Origin of the sequence: Yokenella regensburgei ATCC 49455, assembly GCF_000735455.1 — a bacterium.
GTDB classification, from domain to species: Bacteria; Pseudomonadota; Gammaproteobacteria; order Enterobacterales; family Enterobacteriaceae; genus Yokenella; species Yokenella regensburgei.
Map to the genome: position 1 here is coordinate 1 of NZ_JMPS01000039.1, position 16,825 is coordinate 16,825.

A 16,825-nucleotide genomic window follows, 5' to 3' on the forward strand; every position below is an offset into this window, starting at 1 on the left:
CCCCCGCGTGCATTTCGTGCTTCGGAAAACGAGACAGGTCAAGGTTGTTTTTGGGTTTGATTTCCAGTGATGACATAGCCTTAAATAACTCAATATTATTCCCTTAGGGGCGCGATAATACCGTAAATGCAGAATATTCCTAATCACTTTTTTGGGAACTTTTGGTTCAAGCTACAAAAAATAGTAGGAATTTCCGAAAAAACAATTGCTTGCCTTTACTTAAATTCACCTCTCACAAACCCTCTCTAACCATCTAATTTTAAATAAGTAATTATCTCATCCTGTTTTCAGTAATACCTTGTAGAGACCCAGTAAATTTAAAAGATAAGAATTAACTGATGCTCGTTAATCCCTGATATTTACAACGAAAATAATTACATATGGTTATTAATCATTACTCAAGTCCGAATCCAGACATAAAAAAACCCTCGCACTTCTGCGAGGGTTTAGAATACTTCCGAGTGAAAGTTAACGTGCCAGCCAGCCGCCATCCACCGCAATGGTATAACCGTTGATGTAGTCCGATGCCCCAGAAGCCAGGAAGACGATTGGCCCCTGCAGATCGCTCGGCAGTCCCCAGCGCCCAGCCGGAATACGGTCAAGGATCTCAGCGCTACGCTGCTCATCAGCACGCAACTGCTGGGTGTTGTTGGTCGCCATATAGCCCGGAGCAATAGCGTTAACGTTGATATTGTGTTTTGCCCACTCGTTAGCCAGCAGACGGGTTACACCCATCACAGCGCTCTTCGATGCCGTGTACGACGGTACGCGGATCCCGCCCTGGAAGGAGAGCATAGAGGCAATATTGATAATCTTGCCGCCGTTCCCCTGAGCAATAAACTGTTTTGCCACGGCCTGGGACATAAAGAACACCGTTTTGATGTTCAGGTTCATCACATCGTCCCAGTCCTTTTCGCTGAAATCGATAGCGTCCTGGCGGCGAATCAGGCCCGCGTTGTTAACAAGAATATCAATGTGGCCAAACTCGGCGACTGCGCGCTCCAGCAGCCCAGGAATACCATCGATTGAGCGGAGGTCGGCCGTCAGGCTCAGAAAACGACGACCCAGCGCCGTCACCTGCTCAATCGTCTCAGACGGTTCAACAACGTTGATACCCACGATATCGCAACCGGCCTGCGCCAGACCCAGCGCCATACCCTGGCCGAGGCCAGTGTCACAACCGGTGACGATAGCCACTTTGCCTTCAAGGGAGAATGTATCCAGAATCATGTTTTTCCTCACGTATACTGCGCCTGCCGGTGACAGGCATTGATTAGCTTTACCTGCCGCTTTTAGCGCAGATCTTTAACCGCCACATGGTCCATATCATCAAAGACCTGGTTTTCCCCAACCATGCCCCAGATGAAGGTATAAGCACGGGTTCCGACGCCGGAATGGATGGACCAGCTTGGGGAGATGACTGCCTGTTCGTTGTGCATCACGATATGCCGCGTTTCCTGCGGCTGGCCCATCATGTGGAAGACGCAGGCGTCTTCCTCCATGTTGAAGTAGAAGTAAACCTCCATACGGCGCTCATGGGTGTGGCACGGCATGGTGTTCCACAGGTTGCCTGGTGCGAGCTCGGTCAGGCCCATGCTGAGCTGGCAGGTTTCCAGTACGTCGGGAACAAAGTATTTATTGATAGTGCGGCGGTTGCTGGTGACGTTGTCGCCGAGGGTCACCGGCGCGACCTCTTCTGGCGTCACTTTTTTGGTGGGGTAAGCAGTGTGCGCCGGTGCGCAGTTGTAGTAAAACTTCGCGGGATGGGCGGCATCAACGCTCGCGAAGACCACTTCTTCTGCACCTTTGCCCACATACAGCGCATCGCGATGACCAACCTCATAGCATTTGCCGTCGACGGTGATGGTGCCCGGACCGCCGATGTTGATAACGCCCAGCTCACGACGCTCAAGGAAATAGCTCACGCCGAGCTGTTTGCCGACTTCACTACCGACTGAAACCGTTTTTTTCACCGGCATAATGCCGCCAACGATGATGCGATCGATATGGCTGTAAACCATGGTGTATTCGTCTGCAACGAATACCGTCTCGACCAAAAACTCCTTGCGCAGGCCCTCTGTATCAAGCGTTTTGGCGTGTGCGCTGTGGATACTTTGTCTTACGTCCATCTTCACCTCCGGATATGCGTTCTGACCAGGATAAGCGGAGTAAAACAGGGTTCCGCTTTGGTTATATGGCCATCCTACCCCTCCTGAAATGGGTTTTCAATTATAAATAAAACATCGTTTCAATTTTTATTGATTGGTTTCACATAAAAGAAAACGGCCCACCAGAGGTGAGCCGTTATCAAAGGTAAAATGGCCGCGCATCGCGGCTTTCGGGGGAAGGATTTAGTCGCGCTCTACCGCCAGCGCCACCCCCTGCCCACCGCCGATACATAAGGTGGCAAGGCCTTTGCGGGCATCGCGTTTTAACATTTCATGAACCAGTGAAACCAGAATGCGGCATCCGGAGGCACCAATCGGGTGACCGAGGGCAATCGCCCCACCGTTGACGTTGACCCGGCGTTCGTCCCATTCCAGCACGCGGCCAACCGAAATTGCCTGCGCGGCAAAGGCTTCATTGGCTTCAATAAGGTCGACATCACTGAGTTGCCAGCCCGCCCGCTCGAGGCACCGGCGCGTCGCGTGGACCGGCGCGATCCCCATCAGTGCGGGATCGACCCCGACGCTGGCAAAGGCGCGGATCCGCGCCAGGATCGGCAGATTCAGCTCCTGCGCTTTGCTTTCACTCATCATCAGTACCGCAGCTGCCCCGTCGTTAATCGTGGATGCATTACCTGCGGTGACCGAACCCAGACGGTCAAACGTGGGCTGCAGCTGCGCCAGCCCTTCTGCGCTGGCATCCGTACGCGGCTGCTCGTCGGTATCCACCAGCTGCCCACGCGGGCTCAGCACCGGTACGATTTCTTCACGAAAACGCCCGGAGTCGATAGCCAGCCGCGCTTTATGCTGCGAGCTTAGCGCCCACGCATCCTGAAGCTCGCGGCTGATGCCGTACTCGCGCGCCAGATTCTCCGCGGTGACCCCCATATGGTAATCGTTGAACGCATCCCACAGGCCGTCGTGCACGAGGCTATCAATCAACTGGCTATTGCCAAGACGCGCGCCGGTACGGCTGTCGGTCAGCACGTGGGGTGCCCGGCTCATATTTTCTTGCCCACCGGCTATCACGACATCCGCTTCACCACACTGGATAGCCTGAGTAGCCAGATGGAGGGCCTTAAGCCCGGAGCCGCAGACATCGTTGATGGTAATAGCAGATACGGTATTCGGCAGCCCGCCCTTGATGGCCGACTGACGTGCAGGGTTTTGCCCGGCTCCTGCCGTTAACACCTGCCCGAGGATCACTTCGTCAATAGTGTGTGCGGCAATACCGGTACGCTCGATCAGCGCTTTGACTACCATGCTGCCCAGTTCGACTGCCGAGTGGCCCGACAGCGCCCCCTGAAAACAGCCGATAGGTGTCCGGAGCGCACCGACGATAACGACATCTTTCATCTCTACCTCTGCGCAAAAATCCTTCGCCATAGTAGAACATTGTTATCAACAGTTATCGTAATTGTTTAAAAATGGTGAGTTTTATCACACGGGAAGCGCTCATTTTGCCACATGCGGCACCGCCGCGTTTTGCAGGTAATCCCGCAGCCAGCTGCCTGCCGCCCCCAGCGGAAATTTCTTATTCCAGACCAGGTCGACGGAGACCGAGCGGGGCCAGCCAATAATGTTAAGCATCACCAGCGATTTTGAGTGAGCAAACTCTTCCACCAGCGGACACGGTAGCGCACACCAGCCAAATCCCTGCTCAGCCATACTCAACAGCAGTAAATAGTTCGGCGCCGACCACACTGGCCCGCGCGCCGGCTGTGGGTCTTCTTCCAGATAGGTATTCAATCGCAGTTCACGCCAGGTATGCAGCTCGTCCCACTCCACTTCGGTTTTCTCCGCCAGCGGGTGTTCCGGAGCGACGTAAATCGCCATCTTTGAGTGCGAAGACATGCGCGTCATACCGATTTCCGTTGGGTAGCGCCCACGGGCTTCAATCAGACCAATCTGCGCACGCCCCTTCTCCAGCAGGTCGATAACATCGACATCCTCACCCACCAGGCACTCAAACTCGGTCTGCGGAAAACGCTTATCAAACTCGCTCAGAAGTCCCGCCAGCAGATCAGGATGCATGGTATCGGAAAGCACAAACGTCAGCCGGGCTTCGGTGGTCCCCGAAAGCGCAGCCGCCAGTTCGTCCAGCCGGTCGCTGGCGGTCAGTATCGCCTGTACATAGCTCAGTACCCGCCGTCCCTGCTCGGTCAGTACCGGCTGACGGGAGGTACGATCGAATAGCGTCACGCCAAGATCCGCCTCGAGATTGGAGATGGCGGTACTGATGGTCGACTGGCTTTTACGTAATCTTCGCGCGGCTGCGGAGAAAGATCCGCAGGACACCGCTTCTACAAAGGCATTCAGAGCTTCGGGAGAGTAGCGCATGATGTATCTACTTTTTCGATGGTATCTATCTTTCACTCATCTTAATTATCTATAAAATATTTTTCCAGTTACCGTTATTAGAACAATGAAATTGAGGTTTATTTTTATGCAACAGAATAACTTACATCGCAGATCGATCCTGGAGCGTATTTTCCATGCCATTGGGTTTGAGGGTCTCGCGACCCTGGTCCTCGCCCCGACCGCCGCCTGGTTGATGCAGCGTTCAGTGGTAGAAATGGGCGGCGTGGCCATTCTGCTGGCGACGCTCGCGATGGTCTGGAACATTATCTATAACGCCGGGTTCGATAAACTCTGGCCGGTGACCCGTGTCACGCGTACTGCGAAAGTCCGTATCGCCCACGCACTGGGCTTTGAGCTGGGCTTTATCGTCATCGGGGTTAACATTCTGGCACCGCTGCTGGGTGTTACTCTGCTGGAAGCGTTTATGCTGGAGATTGGCTTCTTCCTGTTCTTCCTGCCCTACACCGTGGTGTACAACTGGGTTTATGACACACTGCGCGCACGCATCATTAAGCGCCGGATGCAAAGAGTAGCCGTTCAGAATTAATAGTTTAGCGAAAAGGCAGCCTCCGCTGCCTTTTTTCATCCCCCCGTGCACAGCGCACTGCCATCAACTATCCTCCCCGCCAGCGGCAGAATTATGGTAAATTGCACTCCTTTTTTCTGACTTTATGGTTGATAAATTCGAATAATGTCTAAAATTTGGTCTAAAGAGGAGACTCTCTGGAGTTTTGCTCTCTATGGCACCGCCGTAGGTGCCGGAACGCTATTTCTTCCCATCCAGCTTGGTGCAGCCGGGAGCCTGGTGCTGCTCATCACTGCCCTGGTTGCCTGGCCTTTAACCTACTGGCCGCATCGCGCACTGTGTCAGTTCATTCTCTCCTCGAACACCTCCGCAGGTGTCGGGATCACCGGAGCCGTGAGCCATTACTACGGACGTAAGATCGGCAACATTATTACCGCTCTCTACTTCATCGCCTTTTTCGTGGTGGTGCTGATTTACGCCGTGGCAATCACCAACTCCCTGACCGAACAGCTGGCAAAACATATGCCGCTCACGACAGGTGTGCGAGTGATGGTGAGCGCCGGTGTTGTACTGGTATTGAACCTTATCTTCCTGATGGGGCGTCATATCACCCTGAAGGTCATGGGTTTCCTGGTTTTCCCACTGATTGCCTATTTCCTGTTCCTGTCGCTGTGGCTGACCAGAAGCTGGGATCCATCGCTGCTTGCCGGACAGATGGAGTTCAGTACACACACCCTGCACCAGGTCTGGATCTCTATTCCCGTGATGGTTTTTGCTTTTAGCCATACGCCCATTATTTCTACCTTCGCCATTGACCGGCGGGAGAAGTACGGCGACCTGGCCATGGGTAAATGCAAAAAGATCATGAAGGTAGCTTACTTAATCATCTGCTTAAGCGTGATGTTCTTTGTGATTAGCTGCCTGTTGTCGATTCCGGCAAACTACATTTCCTCGGCGAAACATGAGGGCGTGACCATCCTTTCCGCGCTCTCGATGATGCCAAACTCTCCGGCATGGCTCGCGGTTTCCGGGATTATTGTCGCGGTAGTGGCAATGTCGAAATCCTTCCTTGGCACCTACTTTGGGGTGATTGAAGGGGCAACCGAGGTGGTTCGCACATCGCTTAACGTGGTCGGGGTACATAAGAGCCGCGCCTTTAACCGGGCAATGTCGATCATTATGGTGTCAGCTATCACCTTCCTGATTTGCTGCATCAACCCGAACGCCATCTCGATGATTAGCGTGATAAGCGGGCCGCTTATCGCCATGATCCTGTTCATCATGCCAACCATCTCAACCTACCTGATCCCGTCCCTGAAGCCCTACCGTTCAGTGGGCAGCTTCATCACGCTGGTGGTGGGGATCCTCTGCGTGTCGGTCATGTTTGTGAGCTAAATCCTCTGCGGCGACCCACGGTCGCCGCCTTCTTTCGTTACACTCTCTGGTTCCCACGTTCATTCCTGCGGCGTTACACTGGTTATGTCATTTCTCTGAGGAAAGCATAATGTCGAGTGTAAAAAAATCCGGTACATATTCCTTAGGTCAACATCAGGTTTATCGCCTGGGGTATGGCGCCATGCAGCTGGCAGGTCCGGGGGTGTTTGGGCCTCCCAAAGATCCTGAGATGGCGCTGAAGGTTTTACAGGCCGCCGTTGAAGCAGGGGTGAACCACATCGACACCTCTGATTTCTACGGTCCACACGTCACCAATCAGCTCATTCGCAAGGCACTCCATCCCTATTCCCGGGATCTGTGCATCGTCACCAAAGTCAGCGCACGACGTAATGAGAAAGGCGACTGGCTGCCCGCGATGTCACCTGCAGAGCTGACCCAGGCGGTTGAGGATAATCTGCGTAATCTGGGGCTGGACGTGCTGGAGGTGGTGAATCTGCGCAGTATGCTCAGTGAGCACGGCCCGGCAGAAGGCTCGCTGGAAGCGCCGCTGGAGACGCTGATCAAGCTGAAAGAGCGTGGGCTTATCCGTCATATTGGCCTGAGCAACGTGACGGCAAAGCAGGTAGCGGATGCGCAGAAAATGACGACCGTCGCCTGCGTGCAGAACTTCTACAACGTGGCTAATCGGGCCGATGATGCGCTGATTGATAGCCTGGCGGCGCAGGAGATCCCGTACGTCCCCTTCTTCCCGCTTGGCGGATTTACACCGCTGCAATCCGGAGAGTTGAACGAGGTGGCTGAGAAGCTCAGCGCCACACCGATGCAGGTGGCGCTTGCCTGGCTTTTACAGCGTTCGCCTAACCTGCTGCTCATTCCAGGCACGTCGTCGCTCGGCCATCTGCAGGAAAACCTGGCGGCCGCCTCACTGACGCTTCCCGAATGGGCACTTAACGCGCTGAAGAAAATCAACGCCTGACTTAGCAGGCGAGAGAACGGAAACCGTTAAGGTTTTTATAGAGCTGAGCGCTGTTGCGAAAACCCAGTTTACGCACAGCGTTCATTTTATGACCCTGTGCCGTTTTGTAGTTGATCGCCAGCTGCTGCGAGACATGACGAATGTCTGACCCCTGAAGCAGCAGGCGCAGAATACTTTTTTCCATCTGCGTCAACTTGCCGCGCTCGGACGACACGCTTTCGCTGTAATCAGGAAGACTCTGGTTCACGACCAGCTGCAGCAGGGTTTCGTGCAGCTGTACCAGACGCACGTCATCGGCGATCACCTGAAAATGGTGCAGCGACAGCAGTTCCGGTACCAGCGTTTCATGCTGGCGCTTCAGGAGCAGGGCAATCTGCTTACGCTCTACGCCCTCAACGTGATTGTTGAGCCACAGGATCTTTTCTGTTGGCGAATAATCACTGTCCAGCAGGCTGATAACCAGCGGCGCGCTTGGGTATGTGTCGAGCACAAATTCCAGCTCTACCACGGTACTGACAAAGATAGGTTCAAGCCCGGAGTCAGCAATCGCCGACTGAAGACCCGCACCCATAAAATCCATGGCGCTCCAGACAATAATCTTTTTCATCAGAGTCATTTCTCTTTACAAACGAAAAGCCAGCGACGGCTTTACAAACGACGCAGTCGCTTCTCTTCAAGGAGTAATTTGACGATGATATTGTCCAGTTTTCGCAGCGTACTTTCCGTCATTCGCTTGAACTGGCAGGAGAGATGAAAGTAGTCACGATCGCTCTCATCGTCGGCCGTTTCTTTTATCCGCTTTACGTTAATCACGTGAAGATCGGAAACTAAAGTCCCTACATCATTAAAATCTAATTCAACATTACGTAATGTTGTACCGCTCAGTGAACTGACGCGTTCGTCATTTTCGACAATGAGTGCGCAGCCACCGTGCGAAATATCCTTAATTCTATAGTGGTATTTTCGGCCGTCATTAAACTTGCCGTAACACTGGAAATTATGTTTGTTCGCCAGAAATAAACGCAGATGTTTTCTACGCTGTGTAACATTCACACTTTCTGGAAAACTGACATATAAACAATTGATGCCATTAACGGTTACGGATTTTGCTTTTGTCGTTTTAAATTCGTATTTCGCGTTGTAATCCTGGATGGCAAAGCTCAGCGCGCTGCGCTCTTTTGCCAGTTCCTCACTCCATGGGATAAAGAATCCGCTGGAATCTAATTTCTGAATACGGCTAGCCAACACGCGTGTTTTAGCACGGACGTCTACCCGGCTTCCCTTCTTTACTGCTTCACGCATAATCGCAATGATTTCAAACAGACCCTGCTTGACGTAGGCGTCTTCCATTTTGTAATTATCCTTCTGATACGAGTATCAAAGCACTACCAGTCTGTTTGTTAAGAGCTGGAACAGATATGTTATCTGAAACCGGCAAAATTCTGTACCTCTGGTGCCTGGAATGCACCGTAGGGTTTTAGAAAGGCCATCAAGCATCAATAAAAAATAAAACAATTCCCATTGGGAAAACAATCGGCCATCACCTTAATGTAATAGCACTCTTAACGGAGGCGCCATAATTATTTCGATAAAACATCAAAGAGCGATTATCGTTTTTTAGTTGGCAGCGCTCTGGCACCAGTAATTATCTCAATTTGTCAGCATACTAGCAGAAAAGCTCAGCAAAAATGATTGCTTGTACCTATCGATCTCATCATAACAATTGATTTCAATAGGTTAACAGTGATAACGGTAATTTATTCATGCACGCCTGCAAAACACACTTAAAACTAAATATGAAAAGTGAGTCACAGGCACAATGCTAATCGTGATTAAGCTTATTTCGTGATTCAGTTAATACCGCACGGAATGCTAAAACATCATTCAAATTATTTAGTTAAAACAACAGGTAAATAGAAGTTTACCCACCCTCCTCCCTGAGTATATTTCCTGACTAATCACAAATTTCCACCTCCGGCGATTGTAACAAACTATTAATTTCTGTGAATTAAGTCGTGAAAACAATCACTCTAAGAAAATTCTTAATGTAAATTTCCCCCGCCCAATCAGTCCATCAGGACGCATTCGATCGAGCAACACTTTGATAACCCGGGGCATTTATTTGCCTGCTAATCGTTATTTTCTAAACAGTACATGGAGTCATAATGAAAAAGATTTTGCTGCCTGCCGCTGCGCTGATCCTGTCAGCAACGGCGATGAATGCCTATGCAGTAAATGGCAAGGTTGAATTCACCGGTGAGATCATTAAATCCACCTGTAACGTAGTCTCTGGCGATCAGGATAAACAAGTTTTCATCGGTAAATATCCAACCAGCGCCTTTACCAAAGTTGGTGACGTAACCGCTTCTAAAGCCTTCACTATTCAGCTGGAAAAATGTACTGCTGGCGATTACACCCTGCGTTTTGATGGCCAGACCGTTGCCGGTCATTCCAACCTGCTCTCCGTTGATAAAGCTCAGGGCGTGGGTATTGAGATCCTCGATAACAACGAGAAAATCATCCCGATCAACCAGTCTGCTGGCACCGATACCCCGTGGGTCACGATTACTCCGTCTGCTCCGGAAGCCAGCGATGGCACCGCGACTTTCAACCTGAAAGCCCGCTACAAATCTTTCGATACCGTACAGGCTGGCTCCGCAAACGCGAACGCCAACTTTACCATCGAATACAAATAAGCCACGGATCAGTGAATCTGGACCAGGGATGGTCTGCGCGATTAATTGGATTGAGTAAATGAAAAAGCGACTGGCATCTTTATTACTTCTTGTATCTTTACAGGCTTCCGCGGGAATTCAGGTTGATGAAACCCGGGTTATTTATAACGGTAACCAAAAGTCTGCTTCCCTGTCGATTCATAACGACACGGATGAAACCTGGATGGTGCAAACCTGGCTTGATACCGGTGATGCCAGCAAAACGCCTAATAATTTACCCATGCAGGTGATCCCGCCAATTCTGAAGCTGGCAGGAAATAAAGACGCCATTCTGCGTTTTATTTATTCCGGTAACGGCCTGCCTGGCGATCGTGAATCGGTTTACTGGATTAACGTTCAGGAAATACCACCTTCGGCAAAACAAGACAACGTCTTACAAATTGCTGTGCGCACCCGCGTCAAACTCTTCTATCGCCCGGCAACCGTGAAAACCACGCTGCAAAAAGAAGCTGAAGCACTGAGCTGGCGTAAGCAGGGTAATGAACTGGTGGTGACCAATAACGGCCCTCTGCACGTCACCTTCGGGGTACTGACCCTGAAAGGCAACGGCGGTAAAACCTGGAAAACCGAGGCTGACATGGTGAAACCGATGTCTTCGCTGCGTATTCCGGTACCTGCCGGGGCGTCCGCCGCTAACAGCCTGTCATTTACCTTCATCAATGATTACGGCGGCCACACCGAAGTAAAAGATACACGCATTCAATAATTCAGTTTAGGGACGAACAGCATGGCTCGCGATAAAAAAATGGACCTGTCACCACGGCGTCTGGCTTACCACATTCGCTGGACTCTGTGCGTATCAGCAATGCCGCTGTTAGTCGCTCCACTGTCTTATGCTGAAGAGCAGTTCAATACCTCATTCATTCACGGTGAAGATAACGTCGAGCTGGTTAAAGACCTGGCTAATGGCGATGACATTCTGCCGGGACGCTATCCGTTCGACATCTACGTGAACAAAAAACGTGTCGATCACCGTGAAATCGAATTTAAAAAGTTACAGCCGAATATCCCAGGGACTTTCTGCTTGTCTGCCGAGGATTACCGTGAATACGGGATCATGGTCGCGGAGACCGCCGGCAGCAGCGCCTGCTATGACATCGTAAAAGCGATTCCGGGCAGCTCGATGAGCTGGAACGCCGCATTGCAGGAGCTGGACATCTCGGTTCCGCAGACGCATATGGAACCGCGTCCGCAGGGAGCTATCTCCCCTCGCGTCTACGAAGACGGTATCAACGCCGCCTATGTGAATTACTCCTTCAGCGGCGACCATACCCGCTACAAGGACAGCGAAAATACCCGCCAGGGCGAATACTACTTCCTGTCGCTGAACAACGGCGTCAACCTCGGCTCGTGGCGTTTTCGTAACAACTCCACGCTCACCAAACAGCCGGGGCAAAAAGAGGACTGGACCCCCGTCTCTACCTGGGCGGAAACCGACATCGTGCCATGGCGCAGCCGTGTGCAGGTGGGCCAGAGCAATACCAGTAACAACGTTTTTGATAGCTTCCAGTTCCGCGGGATGCAGCTTTCCAGCATTCCGGAGATGCTGCCAGACAGCCTGCGCGGATATGCACCCGTCGTGCGTGGTGTCGCCAACACCAACGCCCGCGTCGAAGTGCGTCAGAACGGTTATACCGTGTACAGCACCAACGTGCCGCCGGGACCTTTCGCGCTTAACGATATCTATCCAAGCAACCTGAGCGGTGATCTTGCGGTAACCGTAATTGAAGCCGATGGCTCGCGCCACAGCTTTAGCATCCCCTACTCTTCTGTACCCAATATGCTGCGCGAAGGGATGTGGGAATACCAGATTACCGCCGGTAAATATCACGATGGTTCAACCAGCTACCAGCCGAAATTTGTGCAGGCGACCTTCTCGCACGGGACAAGCTTTGACCTGACGCCATACGGCGGCGTGCTGATGGCGGAACATTACCGCTCCGGCGTGCTGGGCGTGGGTACCAACATGGGCGAATGGGGTGCAGCCTCCGTGGATGCCGCCTGGTCTGACACAGACCTCGCCTCCGGCGACAATAAGCGTGGCGCCAGCTTCCGCTTCCTGTATTCCAAATCTCTGAACAGCCTGGGGACTGAATTCCAGCTGGCCGGGTATCGTTACTCCACTTCTGGCTACTATGACTTCTCAGACGCCATTAATGAGCGCGCCAGCTGGGATAACGGTATTTATCACACCCAGTATTACGACCAGGATAACAACCCGAACGGGGTGCCGGACTGGGCGACCAATCAACGTAAGTACTACGATACGCTGCGCTATAACAACAAACGTCAGCGTGTGCAGCTATCGGTAAACCAGCATATCGCCGGTGCCTCGCTGTATGCCGTATTGTCGCGCCAGAACTACTGGGGGACTTCCGCCTACGACCGCACGGTGCAAACCGGTGTCAGCACCACATGGAAGCGCGTCAACTATGGGGTGTTCTATCAGAACAGCCGCAGTAACTACGGTTACAGCGACAACAGCGTCAACTTCAACGTTTCGATTCCGTTCAGCGTATTCGATACCAACCGCGACATGACCGTCAGCTTTAACGCCAACCACAGCAAGCAGAGTGGCAACGGCTACAGCACTGGCCTGAGCGGTACGCTGCTTGATGACAACCGCATGAACTACTACCTGCAGACCGGCCATACCAAAAATGGCGGGAACACCAGCGTGGCTAACGTCGGTTATCAGGGCAGCTATGGCAACGTCGAAGTGGGCCACAGCTATAACTCCAACTACCAGCAGACTTCACTGAACGTGTCGGGCGGCGTGGTGATGCACTCCGGTGGCGTCACGCTGTCGCAGCCGTTGCAGAATACCTTTGTGCTGGTTGAAGCCAAAGGCGCGCAGGGTGTCCGTCTGGAAAACCAGCCCGGGGCTGCGATAGACCACTTCGGCTACGCGGTACAAACCTCTGCCATGCCATACCGTCACAACCGCGTGGCGCTGCGTACCTCCGATATTGGCAACGGGCTGGACATTCCGCTGGCGTCGAAAGATATCGTTCCGACCAACCGCGCTATCGGCAAAGTGGTCTTTGAAACGCATCTCGGTCAGAGCCTGCTTATCCACAGCAAACTCAGCACCGGTGAAACGCCGATGATTGGCGCCACCATTTTCAACAGCCAGGGCAACAGCATTGGCGTGGTCGGTACCCAAGGTAAAGCCTACGTTTCCGGCGTTGAGAGCGGCGAAAAACTGAATATGAAATGGGGCGATGACGCTGCTGACTCCTGCATGATGACCGTGCCGCAGCTGCCGCCTATTGATACTGATAAACCGGGTGGTTATCAGGAAGTAACTCTGACCTGTAGCACGAAATAAAGGAACCTGACGATGTGCTTTTTCAACAAACTGTCCCGGGCCGGATTGATCCTGTTCTCCTTGTTTGCAGCGCTGTTCTCCAGCAGCAGCTTTGCGCTCTCCTGTAAGGATGCCTTCACCGGCAGCGCGCAGCAGATTATTTCACTGGATCAGCCGATCAACGTATCGACGGCTAACCTGCAGCCGGGCCAGCTGCTGTGGCGCTCCCAGACCTTCTCATCCACCTTCAAGTGTGAAGATACTGACGGCTTTCCAAAAGGTGAGAACGCCTATCTGTGGTGGGACCCGACCAAAACAGTACAAAGCATCCACAACTCCCTGGAAGTGGGCGTTACCTTCAAGAGTATCGACTATAACCCGACCGGTCAGAGCAATACTCTGGTAGGTCCAGGTACCGTGTGCCGCCCGGACGGACGCGGTGGTTGTAAAAGCCCGGCAACGTCGCAGACGGTAAAAGTGGAATATTCGGTGTATATCAAAGCCACCGGTAACCCACCGCCGCAAAGCGGACAGATTAACGATAATAAGCAGTATGCTCTGTTTCAGGTGGATGGCGTAGGTGGCCTGAACACCCGTCCGAACAGCAACTTCCGCTCTTATCTGACCGGGCTTGGCAACATCCGCTTTATCTCCTGCAACCCGCAGATAACGGTTGTCGCGAACAATGGCACCACCGTGAACTTTGGCAAGATCCCAGCGCGTAACGCGGTTGTTGGCAAAATCGAAAAACAGATGCCGTTCTCGATTCAGGCCAACCTCACCGGTGCCGGCCAGGATTGCCAGGGTAAAACGTTGATGGCGAGCTTCAGCACCACTTATCCGACGCAGGATACCAATACTATTCTGCCAACCAACAACAGCGGTTTCGGGATCCTTATCTCTAAAGCGGATACCCCAACCACATGGATCCCAATGAATACCCCGCAGACGCTGGGTTATGTTAACGGCAGCGTTATCAGCACCAATTTCCTGGCAAGCCTGAAATGGCTGAGTGCCACCCCGAAAGAAGGTACGTTTAACGCTTCCGCCAATATTGATGTCACCTTTAAATAGACCAGCGTGGTAGTGCCGCAAAATGACGATGATGGCCACTAAATCGACCGGAATGCGTTATGTTTTTCAGCCGATGTTCGATCGCGAAGGGAGACTTATTGCTGTTGAGTGCCTGTCGCGGCTCGACCCGCTGAAGTATGGCCATTCTACGGAGGTTGAGCACTTCTTCGCTCATGCCTCCGAAGCGTTACGCACGGATATTCTCCTGGAACAGATAGCGCTGGTGGCGCGCTATCAGAGCTGGTTTTGCGATAACAACGTCATGGTAACGTTAAATATCGACGAGCAGACGCTGATGACGCTGGATAACGAATTCATCTCAGAGCGCGTTAACGCCATCGGTTGTCTGCATTTTGAAGTTAACGAATTTTCCCGCACCCTCACCCGTCATCACCCTACCTCCAGGGCGTTAAGCGAGAAGTACTCTTTCTGGCTCGATGATTTCGGCGCCGGGTTTGCAGGCTTTAGCGCACTGGCAGTTCAACCGTTCCGCTTTATCAAAACCGACAAGTGCCTGCTGTGGAGCCTGTTCGAGAAAAATAACGGTCAGGAGCTGATGTCGTCCCTGCTACGCTACTTCAGCGCAAATCATCATCTGGTGATTGTCGAAGGCGTTGAGACCGAGGCGCACCGGCAATGGCTTGCCGATATGCCCTGGTTTGCACTTCAGGGGATGCTGTGGCAGGAGAGCAGCATAGAGGCGCTGGTGGCCAGTACGCCGCCGCTCGTTCCCCTGCCCCTGGTTTCCGGACAATAAAAAAGCTGGCAGTCGCCAGCTTTTATTTGTAACACAGGTACTTAATCGCGAGGCAATTCCTGCAGGCACGGCGCGCGATTTTTCGCCCGCAGACTCAGCAGCAGACGTCCACTCAGCACCACCAGCACAATCAACGCCACGCAGGCAAGCGTCCACTCCCCCATCTGTGAGAAGAAGTGACCGTAGGCGGTAATCGCAGATTCGCTAATCTGCGATTCAGTGGTTTCCTGAGCAACAACCCCGGCAAGCCAGTTCGCAACGGCACCTGTCGCCAGCATATAGATACCGGTCAGCACGCCATTAACACCCGGCATATTGAGGCGGGTTATCTGTGCCATCGCCACCGGATCGATAAAGAGCTCGGCAAAGCCCATCAGCGCGAGGCCTGCGATCATCATCCCCATTGAGGCCTGACCGTCGACCTGCCCCTGACGCGCATTGAGAGCCAGCAGCATAAAGCCAGAACCCATTAGCGTCAGACCGAAGGCAAATTTCAGCCACACTCTGAGTAGCGAATTACCGCGACTTTTAGACGTCACCACCCATGCCAGTACCACGCCTGCGGTCATCACCGCCATCGCGTTAACCGACTGGAACAGCGCGGTCGGTACTTCGAAGCTAAACCAGCGGCGATCGACAAAGCGATCGATAAACAGGCTGATTGAACTCCCGCCCTGTTGCGCCAGCACCCAGAACAGCGTCCCGGTCAGCATCAGCAAGACAATTTGCCACAGCGCACGGCGATGATGCGGAGATTTGATCATGATCCGCGCCACTATCTGAGCGGCAAAAATGCAGACGATCGCCAGCAGATAACCCGACCAGTTGTTTTCCAGCAGCAGCGTGAAGAACACAGGCGCAAAGCACAGCATCACCAGCAGCCAGCCCCAGGTCGGCAACACAAACTTTGTGGCACACAGCGCGGGTTTATCGACACCGCGAGTATCACGGAAATGTTTGTGACCGCTCAGGAAAATCATCAGGCCGATAAACATGCCGATCCCGGCCAGTGCGAAACCGACGTGCCAGCCGTACCAGTGTGCCGTCAGGCCGCAGACAATAGGGGCCGCGATAGATCCGACATTACCCGCAGCGTACAGCAGGGAGAAACCGCCATCGCGCCGTTTGTCATCAAGGGAGTACAGTTCACCCAGCAGGCAGCTGATGTTCGATTTAAACAGGCCGTAGCCGCAGATGATGATGGCCAGTGCCAGGTACAGGCTCCACAGAGAATCAGATTCCACGCCCAGCACCACATGACCCAGCGTCATCAAGAGTGCACCGACAATCACCGCCATGCGATTGCCGAGTAAGCGGTCGGCAAGCCAGCCGCCGAGAATAGGGGTAACGTAAACCAGAGACGCGTAGGCGCTGAAGAGACTGATAGCACGGCTGTCGTCGAAGCCAAGCTGATGAGTGAGGTACAAGATAAGTAAGGCACGCATGCCGTAAAAGCTGAAGTATTCCCAGATTTGAATCGCCACGATGTAATAGATCGCGCGCGGTTGTGAGGGTGTTTTCATGTC

Annotated in this window: 15 protein-coding genes; 8 read left to right on the forward strand and 7 right to left on the reverse strand. The window is 52.8% G+C overall.

Going from position 1 to position 16,825, the window contains the following annotated elements; translation table 11 throughout:
• Window positions 1–468 precede the first annotated feature (468 nt).
• The 4 genes from kduD to GYRE_RS11610 all read right to left on the reverse strand — a co-directional run bounded on the left by kduD (window position 469) and on the right by GYRE_RS11610 (window position 4,505).
• Window positions 469–1,230, reverse strand: a complete 762-nt coding sequence (kduD, locus tag GYRE_RS11595) for a 2-dehydro-3-deoxy-D-gluconate 5-dehydrogenase KduD (RefSeq protein WP_006818443.1) — start codon at window positions 1,228–1,230, stop codon at window positions 469–471.
• 62 nt (window positions 1,231–1,292) lie between these two features.
• A complete protein-coding gene (gene kduI, locus GYRE_RS11600) occupies window positions 1,293–2,129 on the reverse strand; it encodes a 5-dehydro-4-deoxy-D-glucuronate isomerase (RefSeq protein WP_038255397.1) in 837 nt (278 codons plus the stop codon).
• Window positions 2,130–2,351: 222 nt separating this feature from the next.
• Window positions 2,352–3,521, reverse strand: coding sequence for an acetyl-CoA C-acetyltransferase (locus GYRE_RS11605; protein ID WP_038255399.1), 1,170 nt, complete (start codon window positions 3,519–3,521; stop codon window positions 2,352–2,354).
• Between the two features lie 99 nt (window positions 3,522–3,620).
• Complete coding sequence (locus GYRE_RS11610) at window positions 3,621–4,505, reverse strand: LysR family transcriptional regulator (RefSeq protein ID WP_006818440.1); 885 nt, start codon at window positions 4,503–4,505, stop codon at window positions 3,621–3,623.
• A 106-nt stretch (window positions 4,506–4,611) separates the two neighbouring features.
• Here GYRE_RS11610 and GYRE_RS11615 point away from each other — a divergent pair, with 106 nt between their 5' ends.
• The 3 genes from GYRE_RS11615 to GYRE_RS11625 all read left to right on the forward strand — a co-directional run bounded on the left by GYRE_RS11615 (window position 4,612) and on the right by GYRE_RS11625 (window position 7,423).
• Entirely contained in the window at window positions 4,612–5,073 is a 462-nt protein-coding gene (locus tag GYRE_RS11615) for a multidrug/biocide efflux PACE transporter (protein WP_038255401.1), read from the forward strand.
• Window positions 5,074–5,217: 144 nt separating this feature from the next.
• On the forward strand, window positions 5,218–6,447 hold the full coding sequence (locus tag GYRE_RS11620) for an amino acid permease (protein ID WP_006818438.1): 1,230 nt from the start codon (window positions 5,218–5,220) through the stop codon (window positions 6,445–6,447).
• 109 nt (window positions 6,448–6,556) lie between these two features.
• Window positions 6,557–7,423: an aldo/keto reductase family oxidoreductase gene (locus GYRE_RS11625; protein WP_038255403.1), complete on the forward strand. Its 867-nt coding sequence runs from the start codon at window positions 6,557–6,559 to the stop codon at window positions 7,421–7,423.
• Between the two features lies 1 nt (window position 7,424).
• Here GYRE_RS11625 and GYRE_RS11630 read toward each other — a convergent pair whose 3' ends face one another.
• The gene (locus tag GYRE_RS11630) at window positions 7,425–8,030 is read right to left on the reverse strand and encodes a helix-turn-helix transcriptional regulator (RefSeq protein WP_038255405.1); all 606 of its coding nucleotides are present in this window, start codon (window positions 8,028–8,030) and stop codon (window positions 7,425–7,427) included.
• A 41-nt stretch (window positions 8,031–8,071) separates the two neighbouring features.
• Window positions 8,072–8,773, reverse strand: coding sequence for a flagellar brake protein (locus GYRE_RS11635; RefSeq protein WP_006818435.1), 702 nt, complete (start codon window positions 8,771–8,773; stop codon window positions 8,072–8,074).
• Between the two features lie 815 nt (window positions 8,774–9,588).
• Between GYRE_RS11635 and GYRE_RS11640 the strand changes: the two genes are divergently transcribed.
• From GYRE_RS11640 to GYRE_RS11660, 5 genes are all read left to right on the forward strand, one after another.
• Entirely contained in the window at window positions 9,589–10,119 is a 531-nt protein-coding gene (locus GYRE_RS11640; RefSeq protein ID WP_006818433.1) for a fimbrial protein, read from the forward strand.
• Between the two features lie 58 nt (window positions 10,120–10,177).
• A complete protein-coding gene (locus GYRE_RS11645; protein WP_006818432.1) occupies window positions 10,178–10,864 on the forward strand; it encodes a fimbrial biogenesis chaperone in 687 nt (228 codons plus the stop codon).
• A gap of 99 nt (window positions 10,865–10,963) precedes the next feature.
• A complete protein-coding gene (locus GYRE_RS11650; protein ID WP_081874653.1) occupies window positions 10,964–13,489 on the forward strand; it encodes a fimbria/pilus outer membrane usher protein in 2,526 nt (841 codons plus the stop codon).
• Window positions 13,490–13,501: 12 nt separating this feature from the next.
• On the forward strand, window positions 13,502–14,542 hold the full coding sequence (locus GYRE_RS11655; RefSeq protein ID WP_006818430.1) for a fimbrial protein: 1,041 nt from the start codon (window positions 13,502–13,504) through the stop codon (window positions 14,540–14,542).
• A gap of 22 nt (window positions 14,543–14,564) precedes the next feature.
• Window positions 14,565–15,299, forward strand: a complete 735-nt coding sequence (locus GYRE_RS11660) for an EAL domain-containing protein (protein ID WP_006818429.1) — start codon at window positions 14,565–14,567, stop codon at window positions 15,297–15,299.
• Between the two features lie 41 nt (window positions 15,300–15,340).
• Here the strand turns inward: GYRE_RS11660 and dtpD are convergent, their stop codons facing one another.
• Window positions 15,341–16,822, reverse strand: a complete 1,482-nt coding sequence (gene dtpD / locus GYRE_RS11665; RefSeq protein WP_006818428.1) for a dipeptide permease DtpD — start codon at window positions 16,820–16,822, stop codon at window positions 15,341–15,343.
• Between the last annotated feature and the right edge of the window lie 3 nt (window positions 16,823–16,825).

What these genes read in the sequence shown, in the direction of transcription:
- GYRE_RS11640 (WP_006818433.1), top strand. Translation starts at nt 9,589, where the DNA reads ATGAAAAAGATTTTGCTGCCTGCCGCTGCGCTGATCCTGTCAGCAACG.
- kduI (WP_038255397.1), bottom strand. Translation starts at nt 2,129, where the DNA reads ATGGACGTAAGACAAAGTATCCACAGCGCACACGCCAAAACGCTTGAT.
- kduD (WP_006818443.1), bottom strand. Translation starts at nt 1,230, where the DNA reads ATGATTCTGGATACATTCTCCCTTGAAGGCAAAGTGGCTATCGTCACC.
- GYRE_RS11615 (WP_038255401.1), top strand. Translation starts at nt 4,612, where the DNA reads ATGCAACAGAATAACTTACATCGCAGATCGATCCTGGAGCGTATTTTC.
- GYRE_RS11610 (WP_006818440.1), bottom strand. Translation starts at nt 4,505, where the DNA reads ATGCGCTACTCTCCCGAAGCTCTGAATGCCTTTGTAGAAGCGGTGTCC.
- GYRE_RS11605 (WP_038255399.1), bottom strand. Translation starts at nt 3,521, where the DNA reads ATGAAAGATGTCGTTATCGTCGGTGCGCTCCGGACACCTATCGGCTGT.
- GYRE_RS11635 (WP_006818435.1), bottom strand. Translation starts at nt 8,773, where the DNA reads ATGGAAGACGCCTACGTCAAGCAGGGTCTGTTTGAAATCATTGCGATT.
- GYRE_RS11660 (WP_006818429.1), top strand. Translation starts at nt 14,565, where the DNA reads ATGACGATGATGGCCACTAAATCGACCGGAATGCGTTATGTTTTTCAG.
- GYRE_RS11625 (WP_038255403.1), top strand. Translation starts at nt 6,557, where the DNA reads ATGTCGAGTGTAAAAAAATCCGGTACATATTCCTTAGGTCAACATCAG.
- GYRE_RS11650 (WP_081874653.1), top strand. Translation starts at nt 10,964, where the DNA reads ATGCCGCTGTTAGTCGCTCCACTGTCTTATGCTGAAGAGCAGTTCAAT.
- GYRE_RS11645 (WP_006818432.1), top strand. Translation starts at nt 10,178, where the DNA reads ATGAAAAAGCGACTGGCATCTTTATTACTTCTTGTATCTTTACAGGCT.
- dtpD (WP_006818428.1), bottom strand. Translation starts at nt 16,822, where the DNA reads ATGAAAACACCCTCACAACCGCGCGCGATCTATTACATCGTGGCGATT.
- GYRE_RS11630 (WP_038255405.1), bottom strand. Translation starts at nt 8,030, where the DNA reads ATGAAAAAGATTATTGTCTGGAGCGCCATGGATTTTATGGGTGCGGGT.
- GYRE_RS11655 (WP_006818430.1), top strand. Translation starts at nt 13,502, where the DNA reads ATGTGCTTTTTCAACAAACTGTCCCGGGCCGGATTGATCCTGTTCTCC.
- GYRE_RS11620 (WP_006818438.1), top strand. Translation starts at nt 5,218, where the DNA reads ATGTCTAAAATTTGGTCTAAAGAGGAGACTCTCTGGAGTTTTGCTCTC.